General features: G+C 62.9%; 16 protein-coding genes and 2 pseudogenes. 13 read left to right on the forward strand and 5 right to left on the reverse strand.

Annotated elements, in window-relative coordinates; genetic code table 11:
• Positions 1 to 108 precede the first annotated feature (108 nt).
• Positions 109 to 1,236: a threonine synthase gene (locus tag BRAD3257_RS06445; protein WP_122401159.1), complete on the forward strand. Its 1,128-nt coding sequence runs from the start codon at positions 109 to 111 to the stop codon at positions 1,234 to 1,236.
• A gap of 190 nt (positions 1,237 to 1,426) precedes the next feature.
• On the opposite strand, the gene BRAD3257_RS06450 is transcribed toward BRAD3257_RS06445, so the two are convergent.
• Positions 1,427 to 2,239 carry a DUF2927 domain-containing protein gene (locus tag BRAD3257_RS06450; protein WP_162500138.1) on the reverse strand — a complete coding sequence of 271 codons (813 nt, stop codon included), beginning with the start codon at positions 2,237 to 2,239 and terminating at the stop codon, positions 1,427 to 1,429.
• 147 nt (positions 2,240 to 2,386) lie between these two features.
• Positions 2,387 to 2,965: a L,D-transpeptidase gene (locus BRAD3257_RS06455; protein WP_162500139.1), complete on the reverse strand. Its 579-nt coding sequence runs from the start codon at positions 2,963 to 2,965 to the stop codon at positions 2,387 to 2,389.
• 265 nt (positions 2,966 to 3,230) lie between these two features.
• Here BRAD3257_RS06455 and BRAD3257_RS06460 point away from each other — a divergent pair, with 265 nt between their 5' ends.
• On the forward strand, positions 3,231 to 4,778 hold the full coding sequence (locus BRAD3257_RS06460; protein ID WP_162500140.1) for an acetolactate synthase large subunit: 1,548 nt from the start codon (positions 3,231 to 3,233) through the stop codon (positions 4,776 to 4,778).
• A 38-nt stretch (positions 4,779 to 4,816) separates the two neighbouring features.
• Positions 4,817 to 5,335 carry a hypothetical protein gene (locus BRAD3257_RS06465; RefSeq protein WP_122401162.1) on the forward strand — a complete coding sequence of 173 codons (519 nt, stop codon included), beginning with the start codon at positions 4,817 to 4,819 and terminating at the stop codon, positions 5,333 to 5,335.
• A gap of 262 nt (positions 5,336 to 5,597) precedes the next feature.
• Here the strand turns inward: BRAD3257_RS06465 and BRAD3257_RS06470 are convergent, their stop codons facing one another.
• Both BRAD3257_RS06470 and BRAD3257_RS06475 read right to left on the reverse strand, forming a co-directional pair.
• A complete protein-coding gene (locus tag BRAD3257_RS06470) occupies positions 5,598 to 7,136 on the reverse strand; it encodes a peroxidase family protein (protein ID WP_122401163.1) in 1,539 nt (512 codons plus the stop codon).
• Positions 7,137 to 7,465: 329 nt separating this feature from the next.
• The gene (locus tag BRAD3257_RS06475; RefSeq protein ID WP_122401164.1) at positions 7,466 to 7,699 is read right to left on the reverse strand and encodes a DUF3551 domain-containing protein; all 234 of its coding nucleotides are present in this window, start codon (positions 7,697 to 7,699) and stop codon (positions 7,466 to 7,468) included.
• Between the two features lie 291 nt (positions 7,700 to 7,990).
• Here BRAD3257_RS06475 and BRAD3257_RS06480 point away from each other — a divergent pair, with 291 nt between their 5' ends.
• The 3 genes from BRAD3257_RS06480 (at position 7,991) to greA (ending at position 9,450) form a co-directional block, all read left to right on the forward strand.
• The gene (locus tag BRAD3257_RS06480; RefSeq protein ID WP_122401165.1) at positions 7,991 to 8,323 is read left to right on the forward strand and encodes a hypothetical protein; all 333 of its coding nucleotides are present in this window, start codon (positions 7,991 to 7,993) and stop codon (positions 8,321 to 8,323) included.
• A gap of 107 nt (positions 8,324 to 8,430) precedes the next feature.
• Entirely contained in the window at positions 8,431 to 8,910 is a 480-nt protein-coding gene (locus tag BRAD3257_RS06485; RefSeq protein ID WP_122406406.1) for a hypothetical protein, read from the forward strand.
• A gap of 57 nt (positions 8,911 to 8,967) precedes the next feature.
• Entirely contained in the window at positions 8,968 to 9,450 is a 483-nt protein-coding gene (gene greA, locus BRAD3257_RS06490) for a transcription elongation factor GreA (protein ID WP_122401166.1), read from the forward strand.
• 187 nt (positions 9,451 to 9,637) lie between these two features.
• Here greA and BRAD3257_RS06495 read toward each other — a convergent pair whose 3' ends face one another.
• The gene (locus tag BRAD3257_RS06495; protein ID WP_122401167.1) at positions 9,638 to 10,411 is read right to left on the reverse strand and encodes an SDR family NAD(P)-dependent oxidoreductase; all 774 of its coding nucleotides are present in this window, start codon (positions 10,409 to 10,411) and stop codon (positions 9,638 to 9,640) included.
• A 325-nt stretch (positions 10,412 to 10,736) separates the two neighbouring features.
• On the opposite strand from BRAD3257_RS06495, the gene BRAD3257_RS06500 reads away from it, so the two are divergent.
• From BRAD3257_RS06500 to BRAD3257_RS06525, 7 genes and pseudogenes are all read left to right on the forward strand, one after another.
• A complete protein-coding gene (locus BRAD3257_RS06500; protein ID WP_122401168.1) occupies positions 10,737 to 13,778 on the forward strand; it encodes a GAF domain-containing protein in 3,042 nt (1,013 codons plus the stop codon).
• Between the two features lie 13 nt (positions 13,779 to 13,791).
• Positions 13,792 to 13,899 (forward strand): annotated as a pseudogene (locus BRAD3257_RS40730) (response regulator); the annotation flags it as partial.
• A gap of 63 nt (positions 13,900 to 13,962) precedes the next feature.
• Positions 13,963 to 14,802, forward strand: a complete 840-nt coding sequence (locus BRAD3257_RS06510; protein ID WP_122401169.1) for a universal stress protein — start codon at positions 13,963 to 13,965, stop codon at positions 14,800 to 14,802.
• 127 nt (positions 14,803 to 14,929) lie between these two features.
• Positions 14,930 to 15,226: pseudogene (locus BRAD3257_RS40735) on the forward strand (calcium-binding protein); the annotation flags it as partial.
• Between the two features lie 276 nt (positions 15,227 to 15,502).
• Entirely contained in the window at positions 15,503 to 16,882 is a 1,380-nt protein-coding gene (locus BRAD3257_RS06515) for a PhoX family protein (RefSeq protein WP_244607995.1), read from the forward strand.
• Between the two features lie 186 nt (positions 16,883 to 17,068).
• Complete coding sequence (locus BRAD3257_RS06520; RefSeq protein WP_122401171.1) at positions 17,069 to 18,832, forward strand: type I secretion system permease/ATPase; 1,764 nt, start codon at positions 17,069 to 17,071, stop codon at positions 18,830 to 18,832.
• Entirely contained in the window at positions 18,829 to 20,133 is a 1,305-nt protein-coding gene (locus tag BRAD3257_RS06525) for an HlyD family type I secretion periplasmic adaptor subunit (RefSeq protein WP_122401172.1), read from the forward strand. Before BRAD3257_RS06520 ends, BRAD3257_RS06525 begins: the two co-directional genes overlap by 4 nt.
• Positions 20,134 to 20,248: the final 115 nt, after the last annotated feature.

Here is a 20,248-nt window from a genome sequence, read left to right on the forward strand (position 1 = left end):
TTTCATCTTTTCAAGGGGGCTATGCATCGTTTGGCTCGGCCAGCGTCGAATCCCGGACTAAAGGTGTCATTGGCCCAATCGCAGTTCGTTCTTGTCCTGGAGACCCCAATGCCCACCGCCAGCTATATCGACCCCCGCAACGGACAGCTCTATCCGCTCGACCAGCCGCGCTGGTGCTCGGACGAGCGCACGCCACTGCTGGTGACGCCGGGGACCGGCATCTCGCGCGAGGACATCGAAGGTCGCACGCGCTCGCTCTGGCGCTACCGGGCGGCGCTGCCGGTTGCGATCAAGCAGCCGATCACGCTCGGCGAAGGCTGCACGCCGCTGGTCCAGCAGGGCTGGGGCGAGCTGCGCCCGTTCTTCAAGCTCGAATGGTTCAACCCGACCGGCAGCTTCAAGGACCGCGGCTCTGCCGTGATGCTGTCCTTCCTGCGCCAGATCGGCATCTCAGCCATTCTGGAAGATTCATCCGGCAATGGCGGCTCGTCGATGGCGGGGTTGGGCGCCGCCGGCGGCATGCGCGTGAAGATCCTGGCGCCGGCCTCGACGTCGCCGGCCAAGATCGCGCAGGTCCGCGCTTACGGCGCGACGGTGCAACTCGTCGAAGGGCCGCGCGAGGAGTCGGAAGCCGAGGCCATCCGCCAGTCGAGTCAGACGTTTTATGCCAGCCACAACTGGCAGCCGTTCTTCCTCGAAGGCACCAAGTCGCTCGCCTACGAGATCTGGGAAGATCTCGGCTTCCGCGCCCCCGACAACGTCATCGTCCCCGTCGGCGCCGGCAGCAGCCTGCTCGGCTGCGCCTTCGGCTTCCGCGAGCTCCTGAAAGCCGGGCAGATATCGAAGCTGCCGCGCCTGTTCGCGGCGCAGCCGCTCAACTGCTCGCCGATCGATGCGAGTTTTCAGGCCGGCGTCGACACGCCCGTCGCGCGCGAGGTCAGTAAAACCATCGCCGAAGGCACCGCGATCAAGAACCCCGTGCGCCTGCGCGAGATCATCGCCGCTTTGCGCGAAAGCGGCGGCGGCACGGTCGCGCTCGCCGAGGATGAAATCGTCGCCGCCCTGCGCCGTCTTGCGCGGCAGGGGTTGTTCGCCGAGCCGACCAGCGCGAGCGCGGCCGCGGCGCTGGAAAAACTGTCCGCGGCCGGATTGATCAAGGCGAACGAGACCACAGTGGCAGTCCTCACCGGCACCGGGCTGAAGGCCGCGACCACCGTCGCGGATCTCGTGCAATAGGGCGGAGAGGTGCTGGCTTTTCCTTCTCCCCCTTGTGGGAGAAGGTGGCGCGAAGCGCCGGATGAGGGGTTCCATCCGCGAATTCAGTTGAGAGTGAGTCTGCGGAGACAACCCCTCAGCCGTCTCGCCGCTACGCGGCGAGCCACCCTCTCCCACAAGAAGGCACAAGAAGGGGAGAGGGAAGAGCGCCTCACTCCTTCAGATCATTCACCTGCTTCACCCACGCGCGCACGTCGGTGAGCACGGCGGGCAGCACGGCCTTGACCTCTGCCACGGTCATGCCGGCCTTGATGCGGGGATCGTACAGCAGGTTGAGGAGGTACTGGTCGTAGACGTCGAAATAGCCCATCGAGACGTTGTCGTTGAACATGGTCCAGGGCACGCTCGCCGTGTCGTTGATGGGCCCGAGCGATTGCAGGAGCTCCTCATAGGCGCAGTCGAGGAAGACGAAATCGCCGTTGTCGACGGTGAGGATGACGTCGGAATGCTCGATCTCGAAATTGTCGTTCTTGCGGAATCCGGACAGGCATTGCGGATCGAGCGAGGAGCGGATCTCGCGCGCCTTCTCCACGCCGTAGAAGCTCGAGATGGTGCGGAACAGATCACGGTCGCGCACCAGCTTCACCCGTACATTCGCCGCTTCATTGGTGTCGATCATCGCGATGTCGAGATGCTGCACGCGCTTGCCGATATCGGCCACGACTTTTGCGAGCTGAGCCTTGCGGTCGGCGCGGTCGCTCTCGGCGTAGACGCGCACCGGACCGTCGAACTTGCGGATGCGGTCGACGCGGCCGGCCAGGTGGTATTCGGCGCCGAACGCGGTCTTAAAAAAACCCTCGACGATCTCGTTGTCGGTGAAGCTCTTCTTCTCGGCGCGCTGGCGTGAAGCGATCGCGGGCAGTTCGCCCGCGGCCATGGTAGCGGTGTCAAGCACGCAGGTGAACGTTGCGAGCGCCAGCAGGGCGACGCGAAGGCCGGGCGAGGGCGGGTCCAATGCGCTCATCGTTGTGCAACGCTGCCGTATTCGCGACGCGCACACAAGACCGCAAATACACGCGCCCGCAATCGCGGCCGCCAGAGTGGTGGGCACACGGCGGATCCGCGTTCGCGCGATCCGCCGGCTTTGCCCACCCTGCGGACTGGCTGCCGGTTAGTTATTCAGCACCACCACGGTGGTGCCGACCGAGACGCGGCTATAGAGGTCGGTGACGTCGTCATTGGTCATGCGGAAGCAGCCCGAGGACACGGCCTGGCCGATCGTCTCCGGCTCGTTGGAGCCGTGGATGCGATAGAGCGTCGAGCCGAGATACATGGCGCGGGCGCCGAGCGGATTCTCGATGCCCCCCTTCATGTGGCGCGGCAAGTCGGGCCGGCGGGCCAGCATTTGCGACGGCGGCGTCCAGTCCGGCCATTCCTTCTTGGCGGTGATCTTGTGTACCCCGCCCCAGCGGAAGCCATCGCGGCCGACGCCGATGCCGTAGCGCAGCGCCTGGCCGTTCTGGAGCACCAGATACAGCCGGCGTTCGGCGGTGTTCACCACGATCGTGCCGGGCGCATAGTTGCCGTTATAGATGACGGTGGAACGGGGGATCGGGCTCGCGCCGCCGCGGAAGAAGTTCGGGCCGCCGCCCATGATGTCCCGGGAGTCGAACTCCTCGGCGAGCACGCCGCCGGTCGCGGCGGTCAAGAGTACGATGGCGGCGATCGGCGCGGCAAAAAACCGGATCATGTTTCCCCCGAAAAAAATCTCTTCAACAAAGGCCAGAGGCCATATTCGCGAGGGTTTCGCAAGCCACGGCCCCGTGAGGGGCGCCATGCTTAACGAATGGCGTTACCAAATCGGCAACCGCGCCAATTTGCCGGAAAGCGTTAGCCAAACCAGCTCATCCTCGCGCGGGGCAGGGGCGCGATGGCCGCTATTGCTTTGACGAGGCCTGCGAACAATGATTGGTCGGATGGATCACTCGAAATCGCCGGTTACGGGAGCAGAAAGAATGAACGGTGCGGAAAGCCTGGTGCGGACGATGGTCAAGGGTGGGGTCGACGTCTGCTTCACCAACCCCGGCACCTCCGAGATGCATTTTGTCGCGGCGCTCGACCGCGTGCCCGGCATGCGCTGCGTGCTCGGCCTGTTCGAAGGCGTGGTGACCGGTGCCGCCGACGGCTATTTCCGCATGAAGGGCACGCCGGCCTCGACCCTGTTGCATCTCGGCCCCGGCCTCGCCAACGGCCTTGCCAATCTGCACAATGCCAAGAAGGCGAATTCCGGCATCGTCAATATCGTCGGCCAGCACGCCGTCTACCACATCGGCTACAACGCGCCGCTGACCTCGGACATCGAGGGCCTGGCCCGGCCGATGTCATCCTGGGTCCGCACCTCGCCGGATGCCAAATCGGTCGCCGCCGACGGCGCCGCGGCCATTGCCGCCGCCAAAAGCGCGCCGCCGCAGATCGCGACCCTGATCCTGCCCGCGGACACTGCCTGGAACGAGGCCGACGGCATCGCCGAGGTTCCGGCCGAGCGGCAGCGCGCGAGCTACTCGCCGCAGGCGGTCGACCTAGCCGCAAGAATCCTGCATGGCGACGGCGAAGGCACCCTGCTCCTGATGACCGGCAGCGCCTTGAGCGAGCAGGGTCTGGCGCTGGCCGAGCGCATCGCCGGCAAGACCGGTTGCACCGTGATGGGCCCGACCTTCCGTCCGAAGATGGCGCGCGGCCGCGGCCGTTTCTCGATCGACCGGATCCATTATGTCATCGACCAGGCGCTGCCGATGCTGGCCAGGTTCCGTCACATCGTGCTGGTCGAGTCCGATGATCCCGTGGCGTTCTTCGCCTATCCGAACAAGCCGAGCATGCTCAAGCCCCAGGGCTGCGAAGTGCACCGCATGACCTCCTGGGGCGAGAACTCGGTCGCGGCGCTGGAAGCGCTTGCCGGCGCTGTCAAGGCCAGCGCCAAGGACGTCAAGCCGCAGGCTTTGCAGGAGCTGGTCAAGCCGACCGGCGCGCTCACCTTCGCCTCGATCGCGCAGGCCATTGCCTGTGCGATCCCCGAGAATGCGATCATGGTCGACGAATCCCTGACCACCGGCCGCGGCTTCTTCCCGCCGACGGCGGCGGCCGCCCCGCACGACTGGCTCCAGAACATGGGCGGGTCGATCGGCTTCTCGACACCGCTGTCGATCGGCGCGGCGATCGCCTGCCCGGACCGCAAGGTGATCACGATGGTCGGCGACGGCAGCGCGATGTACACGATCCAGTCGCTGTGGACGCAGGCGCGCGAGAACCTCGACATCGTCACCATCGTGTTCGCCAACCGCATCTACCAGATCCTCCGCGGCGAGTTCGACAATGTCGGCGCCGGCGAGCCCGGCCAGCGCGCCAACGACATGCTGCGCCTGGATCGTCCGACGCTGGATTTCGTGGCGCTGGCCAAAGGTATGGGCGTGCCCGGCCGAGCCGTCACCAATGCCGACGAGTTCAACAAGGCGTTGGCTGAGGCCGTCGCCGAGCCCGGCCCGCGGCTGATCGAAGTCCAGATGTAGGGCGCCAACAGACAGAGCGCCGTGAGCCCGGAGGCACGATGCAGACCGAGCTGAACAAGGTGATCGCGGCGCTCAGGGACGTCTACGCCCACGAGGGTTTCCTGTTCGAGAAGGACGTCGGCGAGCGTGCAGTGACGCACCGCTTCGCCGTGCATCTGGAAAAGCAGTTTCCGGGCTGGTCGGTCGACTGCAACTACGACCGGCTCGGCGAGCGCACGCTGCACCTGCCGCACGGTACCATCATCTCGACCGACGATCATCTCGGCAAGTCGATCTATCCCGATGTCGTCGTGCATCAGCGCGAGATCCCGAACAACCTGCTCGCCGTTGAGATCCGCAAGGCGAGCAATCACACGCCGCTCGATCACGATCAGCACAAGCTGCGGGCGCTGACCGATGTGCATGTCTGGTTTCCCTACTGGATGGGTGTTCTCCTGGTGCTGGACAGGCACCATGTGACCATGTCGGAGGTCTATGTGAGTGGCATTGTCGATCAGCCGCTGTCACTCTGGTTCGCAGCGCGGGTTGCGGAGAGTGGTCTTGGGGCTGCGCATTAAAGCATGATCCGGAAAAGTGCGAAGCGGTTTTCCGGAAAGATCATGCGTAAACAACAAGCTAAAGCGCGATGACGATTCATCCAAATCTCATCGCGCTTTAGACGCTGAGTTTTGGTTGAATCGATACGCGCTCGGGGCACGGTTTCACCTCTCCCCGTCGGGGAGAGGTGAACCAGGGACGGCTCGCCGAATCTCGTTTCAATGAGTTTCAGCCGAAAGGACGCCCGCGCGATGCGAGCGGCCTTTCATTGTGCAAGCGCGCTCAGTGCAACGGATCGCCCTGGCCGAGCGCGTAGGCGACGAGGTCCTTCAACGCGAAGCCGGGGCCCGTCACCGGCGTCCATTGCGGGTCGAGTGACAGCACGGAGGAGTTGTCGCCGAACAGCATGCCGAGGAAGACCTCGGCCACGATGCGACCGCCGACGGGGCCGAGCTGCGGTGTGTTGATTCCGGCCGCCGGCGCGCCGGTGGCGGGAATGGCCACGGTGGTTTGGAACTGCCGCGCCTCGGCCAGGATGTAGGTCCAGAGCGGGCAATTGCCGGCAAACACGCCGTTCGCAATGCTTGCGATCTTGGTTTGCGGATCGTCGGGGCCGGGCTCGTCGACGGCCTTGCCGATGACGATCTGGTCGTCGGCCAGCGGCGTCACGTTCATCGCCCTGGCGACGGCTTGCCCCGAGGGCAGGCCGAGCCGCCAGCCGCGCTCGAGATTGCGCAGCGCCAGCGACGCCGGATTGGATGCGACCTCCGGCGGCAGCTTGCGCAGCGGGTCCACCAGCGATGCGTCGATGCGATAGGCGAACTGCAGCCGCCGCTTGTTCTCGGGATTGGTGTCGTCGTCCTCGACGCCGTAAGCGCGCGTGTCGAGATCGATGAAGCGGCCCCAGTCGATGGCGCGCCCCGGGCCCATGGCGCGGAACCCCGTCAGCGCGTTTTGGTCGGGGTTGTTCGGATCGGGGAAGATCTGCAGCAGCATGTTGTCCGCATCGTTCAGCCGGTAGCCGGGTCGGATCATGGAGTGCCCGAGCCTGTAGGCCGCGACCGAGAACTCGACCGGCATGAACGGATAGGTCTTCCAGTGGTAGTGGGCGAGCTTGCTGCGGTCGTAGCGGCCCGCGGTCTTCAATTCGTCCAGCACGCTGGCGTGAACGATGCGCGGCAGGAAGTCGTTCAGCACGACGTATTGATAATGGAAGCGGACGCGCTGCTGCACGTCCTCGAACGACAGGCTGTCATTCTCGTCGACCATGCGGTTGTGAAAGCGCAGCATCAGGGCCTGGAACTGCGAGACGATGCTGTTCTCGTCGTTGCGGGGATCGCCGATCAGCGCGCGGCCCTTGAAGCGCGGCAGGTCGTTGGCATCAGGCACGCCCGCGCCGCTCAGCGTCTCGCCGAGGCGGAACTTGTTGCCGTCATACATGTAGGGCTGGTCGTTCGGCCCGCGGCCGTAGACGTTGTCCAGATCGAAGGACGGCGTGCGGAAGTCGACGAGCCCGTCGGGATCCTGCTGCCTCGTCAGCGAGCTGACCGGATCGAAGGTGATGTCGTGATCGACGAACTGGCCGAAATAGGTGTAGAGCGCGGGGATGCCGCTCTCCTCCGCGTCCGGTCCATCCTTGGGCGCGTCGAACTTGCCGACCATCTTGTCGGCGAGCGCCGAAAGGTTCGCGACATTGTCGGCGTCGTTCACGCCGAACGTCGCCGGGGTGAGCTTGCGGAACATGCGGCCGAAGCGGCCTTGCGAAAGCGGCGAACGGGTTGCGTTCAATCCGCGCGGAACAATTGCGTGGCGGCTGCTCATGAAAACACCTCCTCTGAAAAGTCACGACGGAACGAATAAAGCTAAAGTTGTTAGCAATAGAATATACAGGCAAAGCTAGATCAGGATTCCGGCGTGCGACAAGCCGTCGCTTCACACTGTGCGCGATGTCGATGCTGTTCCGAAGCGGAGGGGTGCGAGCAAGCTGCGGCGGCGCTTTGCAAATTCTTCCCGGACCGATGACGGATAACATTCTCGTCATCGCCGCGCGCAAGCAGCTTCATGCGGTGACGACTCGCCGGGCTTTCGGTCGATCGTCTTCACCGGAAGATTGTGGCGGCGCGCGCGACAGCGCGCACGCCGCAATCACGTCAGTAATAGCGCTGCGGCGCGAACGCGTAGCGCGGATTGATGCCGCAATAGGCCGACGTGCCGGAGGCGGAGGCCTGGCACTGCTGATAGGTCGCGAACTGGCAGTTGCCGGGATAGCCCCACATGCGGCCCTGCAGGCAATATCGATCGTTTGCAGGATGCGCCTGGGCCGCCGGCGATGCGACGGCGATCAGCGCTGCGAGCGATGCCAGGGTGAGGATGGTGCGACGCATTTCAGACTCCTTCGAGAACGGGGGATAACACCAGCTCATTCTACGTGTTCCGGGATTTGTCCGACACTTCGTCGTGCTCGTCTTGGTGTCCGCAGCGGCCGCCGCGTTCAACACGCATGCATGATGATGCGAACCGCGGCGAGCAATGTGATCTCGGCCACAGTTCGCCACCGGGTTGTCGGCCTATCGTGCAGACTTGTCGTGAACGGATTTGCCGTCTGCGGACTTGCACGCGCCATGCCCGGAGGCCTACGCTTTTGCTCATTCGGGTCAGGTCATTTGGAGGTTCTGATGCAAAGGTCATATTTGCTCGGTGCGACCGCAGCGCTGGCGCTTCTTGCACAATCGTCGCTCGTGCTGGCGCAGACCACTCCGGCCGCCGGCGGGACCACCGCGCCTGCGACGACAAGCCCCGCGCCAGCCGCGTCGACCACGCCGGGCGCGACCACCGATACCAGCCAGCCGACCGACGCCAAGAAGAGCGCATCGAAGAAGCGGGCGAAGAAGAGGATGACCCGGCAGCAGGAGATCGATCATTCGATCGACACCGGCACCGTGCCTGCGCGCTACCGCAGTTCAGTGCCCAAGCAGTATCAGCGATACATTCCGTTCGATAAGCAGTAGCGGGATCGACGGTGGTGCGACGGTCTTGGCCGGGCGGCTTCCGGCCCCACATCCGCGGTGGCGGTCTGCGAGAGCAGTGCTAAAGTAGGGCGAAGCCGGGGGGAATGATGAGTGACGAGGTGAAGGATGCTGGCCTTATGGCCATGATCAGCAGCATCCTGGGAGGCAACAAGCGCGCGGACAGTGTTGCACCGCCGCCGCCCGCCGAGGTTCCGCCGATCGTGCCGGCGGATGCAGTGGGGCCGACATCCAGCTCCGATCCGGCAGCGGCCAAAGCCGAGAACGCACCCGATGCCGTGCCGGCTGCCACGAAACCGGTCGAGCCGCCTGTGCAGATCGCGACCACGCGGGACGGCAAGCGCCTGCTGCCGGCGGAGGCGATCGCCGATCTCGTGCTCGGCGAGCTGCGCAAGCTGGAAGATTTCCCGAGTTCTGGCGTCTCGGTCACGGTCTACGGCTATCGGAATTGGAACGCCATGCTCACCTTCGCGCCGTTCTCGACCAGTTTCCAGAACGCAACCCGGTTCCGCCAGGCGATTCCGGACCTCGTCTTCAAGCTCCGCCGTTTCGTCGAACTTGAGATATAGTCTTGGGCAGCGGCGGCACACGGCGTCGCCATCCAACCAGCTCGACAGGATATTCAATTGAGCGTCGCCTTCACCAAGGAAGAAAGCGCCGAAACCGCGTCCGAGACGCTGTTGCCGGATCGCCCGATCTCACCGCATCCGAACCTCGTCACGGAGGCAGGCTTCAAGGCGTTGCAGACGCAGCTTGCCGAAGCGCGCCAGGCCTATGAAGCCGCGCAAGCCATCGAGGACGTCAACGAGAAGCGCCGGCAGTCGGCGGTGCCGCTGCGCGACGTCCGCTATCTCACCGAACGCTTACGCACCGCTCAGGTCATGCCCGATCCGACCTCGACCGAAATCGTCGCCTTCGGCAGCACCGTGACCTTCAGCCGCCCCGATGGCCGCGTGCAGACCTACCGTATCGTCGGTGAGGACGAGGCTGATCCCAAGGCCGGCTCGATCTCGTTCGTCTCGCCGGTTGCGAGGTCGCTGATGGCAAAGGCGGTCGGAGACGTCGTGGGCTCAGGCGCGCAGGAGATCGAGATCCTGTCGATCGGGTAGGGACGCGCAGGGCCAGGCGACGATCGCGCGGCAAAAGGCGCTATCGACGGGAGCAATCTCATTGGAGCCCGCCTCAAGCGGGCGTCTCGAAGGATGGCCGCACGGAAAAGCTCTCATTTGCGATAGTCCTGCGGAAGAGGGAGCGCACCTCCGTCATTGCAGCATTTCGTGTTCATCACATCCTGCGTTACACCTCCGGCAGCTCGACGCCCGTCAGCTCGCTCAATTGGCCGATGAGCTGGTCCTGAAATTTCCGATCCGCCGCCTCGCTGGCCGGCTGCTGCTGCGCGAGATGATGCCAGTAGCGTCCGCTGACCAAGGCAGCGGAATCCTCGCTCACCGCGAGCCAGGTCTGGGTTCGTTGTCCGGTGTCGATATCGACCGGAGCGCCCGCGCCGCCCATCTTCGTGCGGACCCATCCGGGATCGACGGCGTTGCTCAGGACCTCGGGCCAGCGTCGTGCCAGCGCGAAGGCCAGCGCGACGACGTGCAGCTTGCTCTCGGCGTAGGCCTTGGCCGCATTCCAAGTCCGCTTCCTCCAGTCGAGATCGCCGAGCGAACCCTCTCCGTCCCGGTGCAGTCCGCTGCTGAGATAGACCAATCGGCCCGGCCGCTCGATCAAGGCCGTCAGCATGTACGGCGCAAGCGTGTTGATGGCGAAGGTCTCGGCATGGCCTTCCGGCGTCGCGCCACGGCTTGGCCGCGTGTAGACGCCGGCATTGTGGATGACCGCATCCATGCGCCCGATCGCGTTGACCTGATCCGCGATGCTCCTCGTCTCTGCCGCACTTCTGAGATCGCCGACCGCCACCCCCGCGGCACGCGACGTGAGTTGGCCGAGCGCTACGGCACGATCCGCCGAACGCGCGTGCAGCACCACGCGGTGACCTTGATCGAGGAGTGATTGCGCCGCCGCCCGGCCGAGGCCGTCGGTGCTGCCCGTGATGAATATGGTCGCCATGCGCTGCTCCTCCTGACCTCTTATGCGCAGTGTATCGCGCCCGCGCGTCATTTCCGATACTGCTCGTCGTTCACGGCCACCGCGGCAGCGAGCAGGCCGACGATCACGCCGCGCTCCGCTCCGGCACAAAACAAGTCGGCCCGCAGCGGCAATTTGCGGAACTCGCCGCTTCGCCACATTGCGGAGGCGAACTGACGCGCAATCGAGTGAAAATCAACTCACGATAGGTCTGGTCGGAAGCACCTGATGGTGGAATAATTCCGGATGCTTTCTTGATTGGATTTTGACGTCGGCTGCGAACCGGCTGGCGACGTGGATTTTCACCATGGCCGCGCTTCCTCAGGACGTTGTGGCGGATTTGCAGCAGGAGAACGCGCGGCTCCTCGCCGAATTGCGCGCCGCACAAGATCGCGAGGCCGCCACCGCGGACATTCTCAAGATCATTGCCGGCTCGCCATCCGAGGTGAAACCGGTATTCGATGCAATCGCGAGGCGCGCCAATGCCTTGCTCGGCGGCTTTTCGACGACCGTATTCCGCTTCATCGACGGCTCCGCCCACTTGGCGGCGTTCACGCCGACGAATTCCGCCGCCGATGAAGCATTGAAGAAGATGTTTCCGCGGCCGATTGCCGATTTCGAGAGTTTTGCAAGGACGCAGACCGGTAAGGTGGTGCCGACCCCCGATACCGAAGCGCTGACAAACGACATCAAGTTCATCGCCCGCGCCCGCGGCTTTCGCAGCATGTTGTTCGTTCCGCTCGCGACCGGCGGCGAGGTGATCGGCATGATCAGCGTAACGCGAGCCGAGCCGGGTACCTTCGCTCCGCATCATGTGCAACTTCTGCAGACCTTCGCCGACCAGGCCGTCATCGCCATAGAGAACGTCCGGCTGTTCGATGAGGTCCAAGCGAAGACGCGCGATCTCGCCGAATCGCTCCAGCAGCAAACCGCGACTGCCGATGTGCTGAAGGTGATCAGCCGCTCGACCTTCGATCTGCAAGCCGTACTCAACACGCTGGTCGATTCGGCGGCAAGGCTGTGCGAAGCGGAGATGGCATTCATCATGCGCCGCGAAGGCGATGAATATCAGGCCGGAGCAGCGGTAGGGTTTTCCGAGGAATACATCGCGTTTCTGCAGGCTCACCCGGTTGCCCCCGGCAGGAGCACGGTCACAGGTCGGACCGTACTCGAGCGTCGTCCCGTGCAAATCCTCGACGTCGCTGCAGATCCCGAATACCGCCTGCACGAGTCCATCACCATGGCTGGCCAGCGCACGGCACTCGGCGTTCCCCTCCTGCGCGAGAATGAGCCGATCGGCGCGATCGTGATCGCCCGCAAGCGCGTGCAGCCCTTCACGGAAAAGCAGATCGAGTTGGTCGCCACGTTTGCCGATCAGGCCGTGATCGCCATCGAGAATGTACGGCTCTTCGAACAATTGCAAAGCAGGACGCGGGATCTATCCGAGGCGCTGACGTACCAGACCGGCAGCGCCAATATCCTGAGGGTTATCGCTTCCTCGCCGACTGAAGTCGGTCCGGCGCTCAAAGCGATCGTGGAAAGCGCATGCGGGCTTTGCGAGGCATACGATGCGCTCGTCGTTCTGAGGGACGGCGACGATATCCTCGTCCAGGCGCACCATGGTCGAGTTCCCGTCGTGTGGAGTCGACGATCGATCAGTGCGCAATCGCCCAGCGGCCGGGCCATTATCGACCGCCGCACCGTTCACGTGCATGATCTGCTTGGACCCGAAGGGGAGGAATTCCCGACAGGACGCGAATATGCGCTTCGCTCCAACGTTCGGACCGTTTTGAGTGTGCCGCTGTTGCGCGAAGGCGAGGCCATGGGAGCGATCGTGCTACGTCGCACGGAGGTTCGTCCATTCGGCGAGAAGCAGATCAACCTGCTCCAGACTTTTGCAGATCAGGCTGTTATCGCCATCGGCAATGCGCGCCTGTTCGAGCAGTTGAACGAATCGCTGGAGCGGCAGACCGCAACCTCGGAGGTGCTGGAAATCATAAGCGCTTCATCAGGCTCGTTGACTCCGGTCTTCCACAAGATGCTGGAGAATGCGACACGGATCTGCGGCGCCGGCTTCGGCACCATGAATCTCTACGAGGAAGGCGGCTTTCGTACGGTCGCATTGCACAACGCGCCGCCAGCTTATGTTGAGACCCGGCTGCACCAGAGCATTCGCCCGCATCCCGCGAGCGGGCTCTGCACCGTCGAGAAGACTCACCAGGCGGTTCATATCGACGATATCAGGACGCAGCCGCCCTATATCGAAGGCAACCCCGACGTTCGCGCGCTTGCCGACCTTGCTGGCGCAAGGACCCTCGTCATCGTGCCCATGCTCAAGGAAGACGAACTGATCGGCACCATCACGATCTTCCGCCAGGAAGTTAAGCCCTTCACGGACAAGCAGATCGAGCTCGTGTCCAATTTCGCGCACCAGGGTGTGATCGCGATCGAGAATGCACGCCTGCTGAATGAACTGCGCGAGCGCACTATGGAGTTGTCGCGATCGCTCGAGGAATTGCGAAACGCGCAGGATCGGTTGATCCAGACCGAGAAGCTTGCCTCGCTCGGGCAACTCACCGCCGGCATTGCACATGAGATCAAGAACCCGCTCAATTTCGTCAATAATTTCGCTGCGCTTTCCTCCGAGCTGATTGACGAACTCGGCGACGGGCTGCGCTCGGCCGCTCTCGGCGAGGCAGCAAGGCAGGACATCGACGCGCTGATACGCATGCTACAAGGCAATCTGGAGAGAATCGTGCAGCACGGAAAGCGCGCCGATTCCATCGTCAAGAATATGCTTCTGCACTCGCGCGAGGGTTCCGGCGAGCGCCGCTCGGCCGACATCAACGCCATCGTTGAGGAAAGTCTCAACCTTGCCTATCACGGCGCGCGCGCTGAAAAGGCGGGTTTCAACATCAAGCTTGAAAGGAATCTCGATCCCAGTGCGGGGACGATCGAGCTGTATCCGCAGGAAATCACGCGGGTGTTCCTCAACCTCATTTCAAATGGCTTCTACGCGGCTAGCAAGCAGAAGGACGCCGCCGGCGACGGCTTCGAGCCAAGGCTGCGCGCGACGACCACAAACCTCGGCGGCGCCGTCGAAATCCGCATTCGCGATAATGGCACGGGCATCCCGGCCGACGTGAGGGAGAAAATATTCAATCCATTCTTCACCACCAAGCCCGCAGGTGAAGGTACCGGGCTTGGCCTTTCAATCTGCCACGACGTCATTGTGAAGCAACACGGCGGCAGCATCGAGGTCGATACCGAGCCTGGCGATCATACGGAATTCATCATTACGCTGCCACGTACGCTGGCGGCACCATTGCAGACCGGAGGCAGCAGTTGAGCGGTCAAATAATGTCGTCGACGATGAATCCGATGTCGAGGCACCATTCCGCCGGCAGTTCCGACGTGATCTGCGCGCCGGTCGCTTTCTCGCGGAGCTTGTATCGTCGGCACGCGTGGCACGCCGTCCCAAGCGAAACTAGGCATCCTGCGTCAATGTTCACCGCAAACACCGGGGGTTCAAAATGAAGACGCTCTTGGTCCCGCTTCGAAACATTCCGATGATGACATCCACGCTCAATGTCGTCGTAGGTCTCGCGCAACGTTCCGGCGCCTATATCGAGGGCTTTCCGCTCCGGTTCGGCATCCCTCAATATGTAGCCGCGGAATTGGCCACCGGCATCCTTTTGGATTCGTATCAAGTCAAGACCGAAGCCGAATTGAACGACATGCGCAACTTTTTCGAAGCATTCATGTTGAAGCACGATATTCCTCGAGCCACTGCGGGATCGCGTGGACCATGCTTCGGCTGGCTGGAGACCGCGCCTGAGGGCGAGGACTTTGTCGGAACTTATGGGCGCGCTTTCGATCTGATCGTGATGGCACGGTCCGACGTCGATGCTGCGGGCCCTCACCGTCGCGCGATTGAATCCGCGCTGTTTGAGAGCGGCAGGCCCGTGCTCCTGACGCCATCCAATGCACCAAGAAGCATCGCGACGAACATCATGATCCACTGGAATGGTAGTACCGAGCAGGCTCGGGCAAACGCATTTGCCATGCCGCTGCTTCGTGCGGCCGAAAGGGTATCGGTGCTAACCGTCATTGGCGGCCAGGGGGTAGCAGGACCGTCTGCCGATCAGATCGTTCAGCAACTGCGGTACAACGACATTGCAGCCCAGGTGAGAAGGGTTGAACTGGAGAACCGCGAGACCGGAGAGGCGGTCCTCGATGCCGCGAGAGCTGAAGGCTGCGATCTCTTGATCAAGGGAGCCTTCACCCGCACCCGGCTGCGGCAAATGATCTTCGGCGGGGCGACCAGCTATATCATGGAGCATGCGGATCTGCCTGTCCTGATGGCTCATTAGAGCGGAATGGCACAATTCGAATCGAACGCGGGCATCGTCCTCGTCATCTCGATGTCGCGTCAACGTCACAGCCGTTGGTTAACGGAGCGTTCGTGCCAGTACCAAGCCAAAAGCCAGGAAGCAAAGCATGTCACACCATCACCACGGCGATCGCCACATCGGTCCGTTCAAGAAAATCAAGTTCGGAACCAACGGAGACGACATCATTGCGGGGTCGGACCTTGGCGACATCATCCTTGGCTTCCGTGGCAATGATACCATCAATGCCGGCCTCGGCAATGACACCGTCTTCGGCGGTCGCGGCGATGATTGGATCGACGGCGGCAAGGGAAACGATGTGCTGTTCGGCGAAAGCGGCAATGACGTCCTGATCGGCGGCGACGGCAATGACGACCTGCATGGCGGCCGCGGCCGGGATCTGCTCCTTGGCGGCGCAGGCCGAGACCAACTGGACGGAGATCAGGGCAACGACAAGTTCCTGCTTCGGAAGGGCATGGGTGTGGACACGATCCAGCATCTCGATTCCGGCGATCGCATCGACGTCCGCGACTTCAACATTCCGTCCTTTCAGGCGCTGATCAATTCCGCGCGCCAGATCGGCCATAAAGTTCAGATCGATCTCGGCAATGGCGACGCGCTCATCATCGAGCATGCCCGCATTTCTGATCTTCACGCCGAGCAGTTCATTGTTTCCGATCAGGTGAAGGGCGCGTCGAGCTCACAGACACCCTACCTGCTCAGCAGCGATTCCCACGTTTATACCGAGTCGTTGCTGACGACCGGCGACAGTGTCAACGGCTACAAGATGGCCGGCATTCCGGACGGCCTCGGCGCGTTCGACAATGGCGATGGCACCTTCACCGTGCTGATGAACCATGAACTTCCCTCGGCGGCGGGCATTGCCCGCGCTCATGGCGGCACCGGCGCGTTCGTGTCGGAATGGGTCATTGACAAGACGACGCTGCAGGTCCTGTCGGGCAAGGACCTCATCCATGACGTCTGGATGTACGAGGGCGGCAACTATGTCGACCACAGCACCGGCAACAGCCCCGTATCGTTCAACCGGTTCTGTTCCGCCGATCTTGCCGATTCGGGCGCGTTCTACAACGCGCAGACGGGGCTTGGCTTCGACGGCAGGCTGTATCTCAATGGTGAAGAGGGTGGCGTCGAGGGCCGAGCCTTTGCGCACATTGTCGGCGGCCCTCAGGACGGGAACAGCTACGAGCTGGCCTGGCTCGGCAACATGGCCTACGAGAACGTGGTCGCCAATGCGCACACGGGAGACAAGACCGTCGTCGGCATGATGGATGACGGCCAGAACGGCCAAGTCTACTTCTATTCCGGCACCAAACAGTCGACCGGAAATGCCATCGAGAAGGCCGGGCTGACTGGCGGCCATCTGCTCGGGGTTCACGTGACCGACTTCGAGGGTTACGCGAACAATGCGCCGAGCAGCACCAGCCCGCTGGGTGCCGACGAGAAGTCCGCCTTCACCATGATTGACCTCGGCGACGTCAGCGGCAAAACCGGCGCGCAAATCGACGCGGACAGCGAAACTGCGGGTGTGACGAGCTTCCTGCGGCCGGAGGACGGCGCATGGGACACCCTCAATCCCAACCGCTTCTACTTCGTGACGACGAATGCGTTCAACGCGCCGAGCCAGCTGTGGGCGCTGGACTTCACCGACGCGTCGCACCCCGAGCTCGGCGGCACCATCAAGCTGCTGCTCAACGGCAGCGAAGGCCAGAAGATGCTTGACAACGTCGCCGTCGATTCCCACGGCAAAGTCATTCTTTGCGAGGACGTCGGCAACAACGCCCATCTCGGCAAGGTGTGGCAATACGATCCTGCGACCGACGCGCTCACACAGCTTGCTCAGCACGACGCAAGCCGCTTCGTTACGGGAGGTGCAAACTTCCTGACCCAGGACGAAGAGGCATCAGGCGTCATCGACGTCACGCATATCCTCGGCAATGCCGGGGAAAACGTCTACCTGATCGACACCCAGTCTCACCTCAATGTGGGAGGGGAGCTCGTCGAAGGCGGCCAGCTGCAACTGATCCACCAATATCTCGTCTGACGCCAAGTTGCCCGACGAGGCTATTGCTCTGTGGAGGTGCCGGACTCCAAGTCCGGCACCTCTGTCGCTGTCAAACGTCTGTCATGAGTCATCGACAGTTAGAAGCCGTTTCATCGCTTTCTGCGGTGAAGGGGCGATCAGTTCGAGACAATCACCACATCGTAAGCTGCGGAGTCATTGCGTGTGATGTTGGCTACGCAAGCAGGCGTTTCCACGGATGCAGGATCGGAGCTGCGCGCCGCTCTTCGATCGTGCCGCGCGGCCCTGGTGGGCATCGCAGCCTTCAGCGGGTTGATCAATATCCTCAGCCTGACCGGCTCCCTCTACATGCTTGAGGTCTATGATCGCGTGCTGCCTGGCCGCAGCGTATCTACGCTGGCCGGCCTGACGATCATCGCGGCCTTGCTGTTCGTCTTTCAGGGCACATTGGAAGTGGTTCGCGGTCGAATGCTGGTTCGCATCGGGAACCAGATCGACTGGCGGATCAGTGACCGCATCTACGATCTGATGGTTCGCCTTCCGCTTCGCACACGCGGTGGCGGAGACGGACTGCAGCCGGTTCGCGACGTCGACACGGTGCGATCGGTGATGTCGGGCTCTGGTCTTCCTGCCCTGTTCGATCTGCCCTGGTTGCCATTCTACCTCGTCATCTGCTTTGCTTTCCATCCGCTGATTGGCGCGACAGCCCTCGGCGGCGCGCTCATGCTGGTGATGTTGACGCTGGTCACCGATCGGCTGTCGCGGCAATCCGTCCGGAAGGCGTCGAGCTATGCCGCTGCACGCAACCGCCTTGCGGAAGCCAGTCGTCGCAATGCGGAAGTCCTGATTGCCATGTCGATGTCCTCCAGGTTTCTGGAGCGATGGCGCAAGCTGGGCGATGCTCATCGCAGGCAGCAAAGGATCGCCAACGACATCTCGGGAGGCTTCGGGGTGACGGGACGGATGCTGCGCATGATGCTGCAATCGGCCGTGCTGGGGGTTGGGGCCTACCTCGTCATTCGACAGGAGGCATCCGGGGGGATCATCATTGCCAGTTCCATCCTGACGGGTCGCGCACTTGCTCCCGTGGATGTCACGATCGGCAACTGGAAGAATTTCATCGCCGCGGCCCAAAGCTGGCAGCGCCTCACCGGGCTCATGTCGGCGTTGCCGGTGTCCGCCGATAAACTGCCTCTGCGGCCTCCGACGCGATTCCTCGTCGTGGACAAGTTGTCCGTCGCCGCCCCTGGATCGGAAAAGATCCTGGTTGCTGATATCAGCTTTCACCTGAAGGCAGGCAGCGGGCTTGGCATTGTCGGCGCCAGTGGCTCGGGAAAATCCTCGCTGGTGCGCGCCCTTGTCGGCGCATGGCGGCCGTCACGCGGTGTTATCCGGCTCGACGGTGCATCGCTCGAGCAATGGTCGCCTGACGCACTTGGAAATCACATCGGATACCTGCCTCAGGACGTCGAATTGTTCGAGGGGACCATCGCCGAGAACATTGCACGGTTTGCACCTGATGCTTCGATGGAGCAGATCCTTGCCGCTGCCGAAGCCGCCGGCGTCCACCAGCTCGTCGTCAGCCTGCCCGATGGGTACAACACCCAGATTGGCGAGCAGGGCGCGCTATTGTCGGCGGGGCAAAGACAGCGCGTGGCGCTCGCGCGTGCGCTGTATGGAAATCCTTTCCTGGTCGTGCTCGACGAGCCCAATTCCAATCTGGACATCGAGGGCGAGGAGGCGCTGACTCGCGCAATTCTCGGCGTTCGGGCTCGAGGCGGCGTTGTCGTCATCGTCGCACATCGCTCCAGCGCGCTGGTTGCCGTGGACTTCGTGATGACGATGACCCATGGCAGGCAGCAGGCGTTCGGGTCCAAGGAGGAAGTGCAGTCGCTGGTGGCGAGGCGGGAAGCCGGGCCGCCTGGCGCACCGTTCAAGGTTGTTGTTCCTCAACCGGCCGCATCCACATGACCACCGCGACATATGGCGAAGATCGCAGCATGCGCCATCATCTGCTCGCCGGCGTCGTTCTGGCGGCGGGTCTGACCGGCGGGATCGGCGGCTGGGCCGCCACGACCGAACTGTCGGGAGCGGTCACCGCTGCTGGATCGGTGGTCGTCGATTCCAACGTCAAGAAAGTCCAGCATCTCACCGGCGGTATCGTCGGAGAGCTGATGGTTCGCGAAGGCGACCATGTTCGTGCCGGTGAGACATTGGTGCGGCTCGACGAGACCGCCCTGCGTGCCGGCCTCGCCATCTACACCAAGGGATTGGATGAGATGCGCGCCCGCAAGGCTCGTCTTGCCAGCGAGCGAGACGGCGCCGACAATCTGGTCATCCCGCAGGAACTGCTCGACAACGCTTCTGCGGAATTCGTTGCGGCGATCGGCAGCGAACGCAAGCTGTTCGAGTTGCGCGCCACCGCGCGTCGCGGCCAGAAGGCCCAGCTTCGCCAGCGGATCGCGCAGCTCGAGGATGAAATCCGCGGCTATGCGGCTTTGCAGCAAGCCAAGGCGGAGGAGATCGAATTGATCCAGCGCGAGCTGATCGGAGTGCGCGGCCTCTGGGAGAAGAATCTGGTCCAGATAAACCGTCTTACCCTCTTGGAACGCGAAGCCGCGCGTCTCAAGGGCGAACTGGCGCAGTCGATCGCCTCCACGGCCCAAGTTCAGGGCAAGGTGACCGAAATCGAGCTGCAGATCCTGCAGATCGACCAAGACCTCAGCAGCGAGGTTGCGAAGGAGTTGCGCGAGATTGACGGCAAGATTGGCGAATTCATCGAGCGCAAGGTGACGGCCGAAGATCAGCTGAGACGGGTTGACATACGCGCTCCGCAAGATGGCGTGGTTCATCAACTCAATGTCCATACGGTCGGCGGCGTGGTCAGCCCGGCCGATCCCGTCATGCTGATCGTGCCGGAAGCCGACCTGTTGATGGTGGAAGCCAAGGTTTCTCCGGCCGACATCGACCAGCTGTATGTCGGCCAATCGGCAAGCCTGCGATTCTCTGCATTCAACCAGAGGACGACGCCGGAGATCGAGGGCAAGGTCAGCCGTATCTCCGCCGACGTGACGTCGGATCAACGCACGGGTCAGAATTATTACACGGTACGTGTCTCGATAATGCCCGAGGAGCTGGCACGGCTCGGCACTGTCAAGCTTGTGCCCGGCATGCCGGCGGAAGTCTTTGCCAAGACCTACGACCGCAGCGTCTTGTCGTACTTCACCAAGCCACTCCTGGACCAGGTTGCCCGGGCGTTCCGCGAGCGTTGAATGCAGGCCGATGCAACCAACCGCCAAGGTCTGCAATGGCGAGTGACCCGTTCAGGTACGAACCGACCGGGTCGCCCAGTGAGCCCTCCCTGATCCTGCCATCCTGCCCCTGTTT

The organism is Bradyrhizobium vignae (assembly GCF_900324035.1).
Lineage (GTDB): Bacteria > Pseudomonadota > Alphaproteobacteria > Rhizobiales > Xanthobacteraceae > Bradyrhizobium > Bradyrhizobium vignae.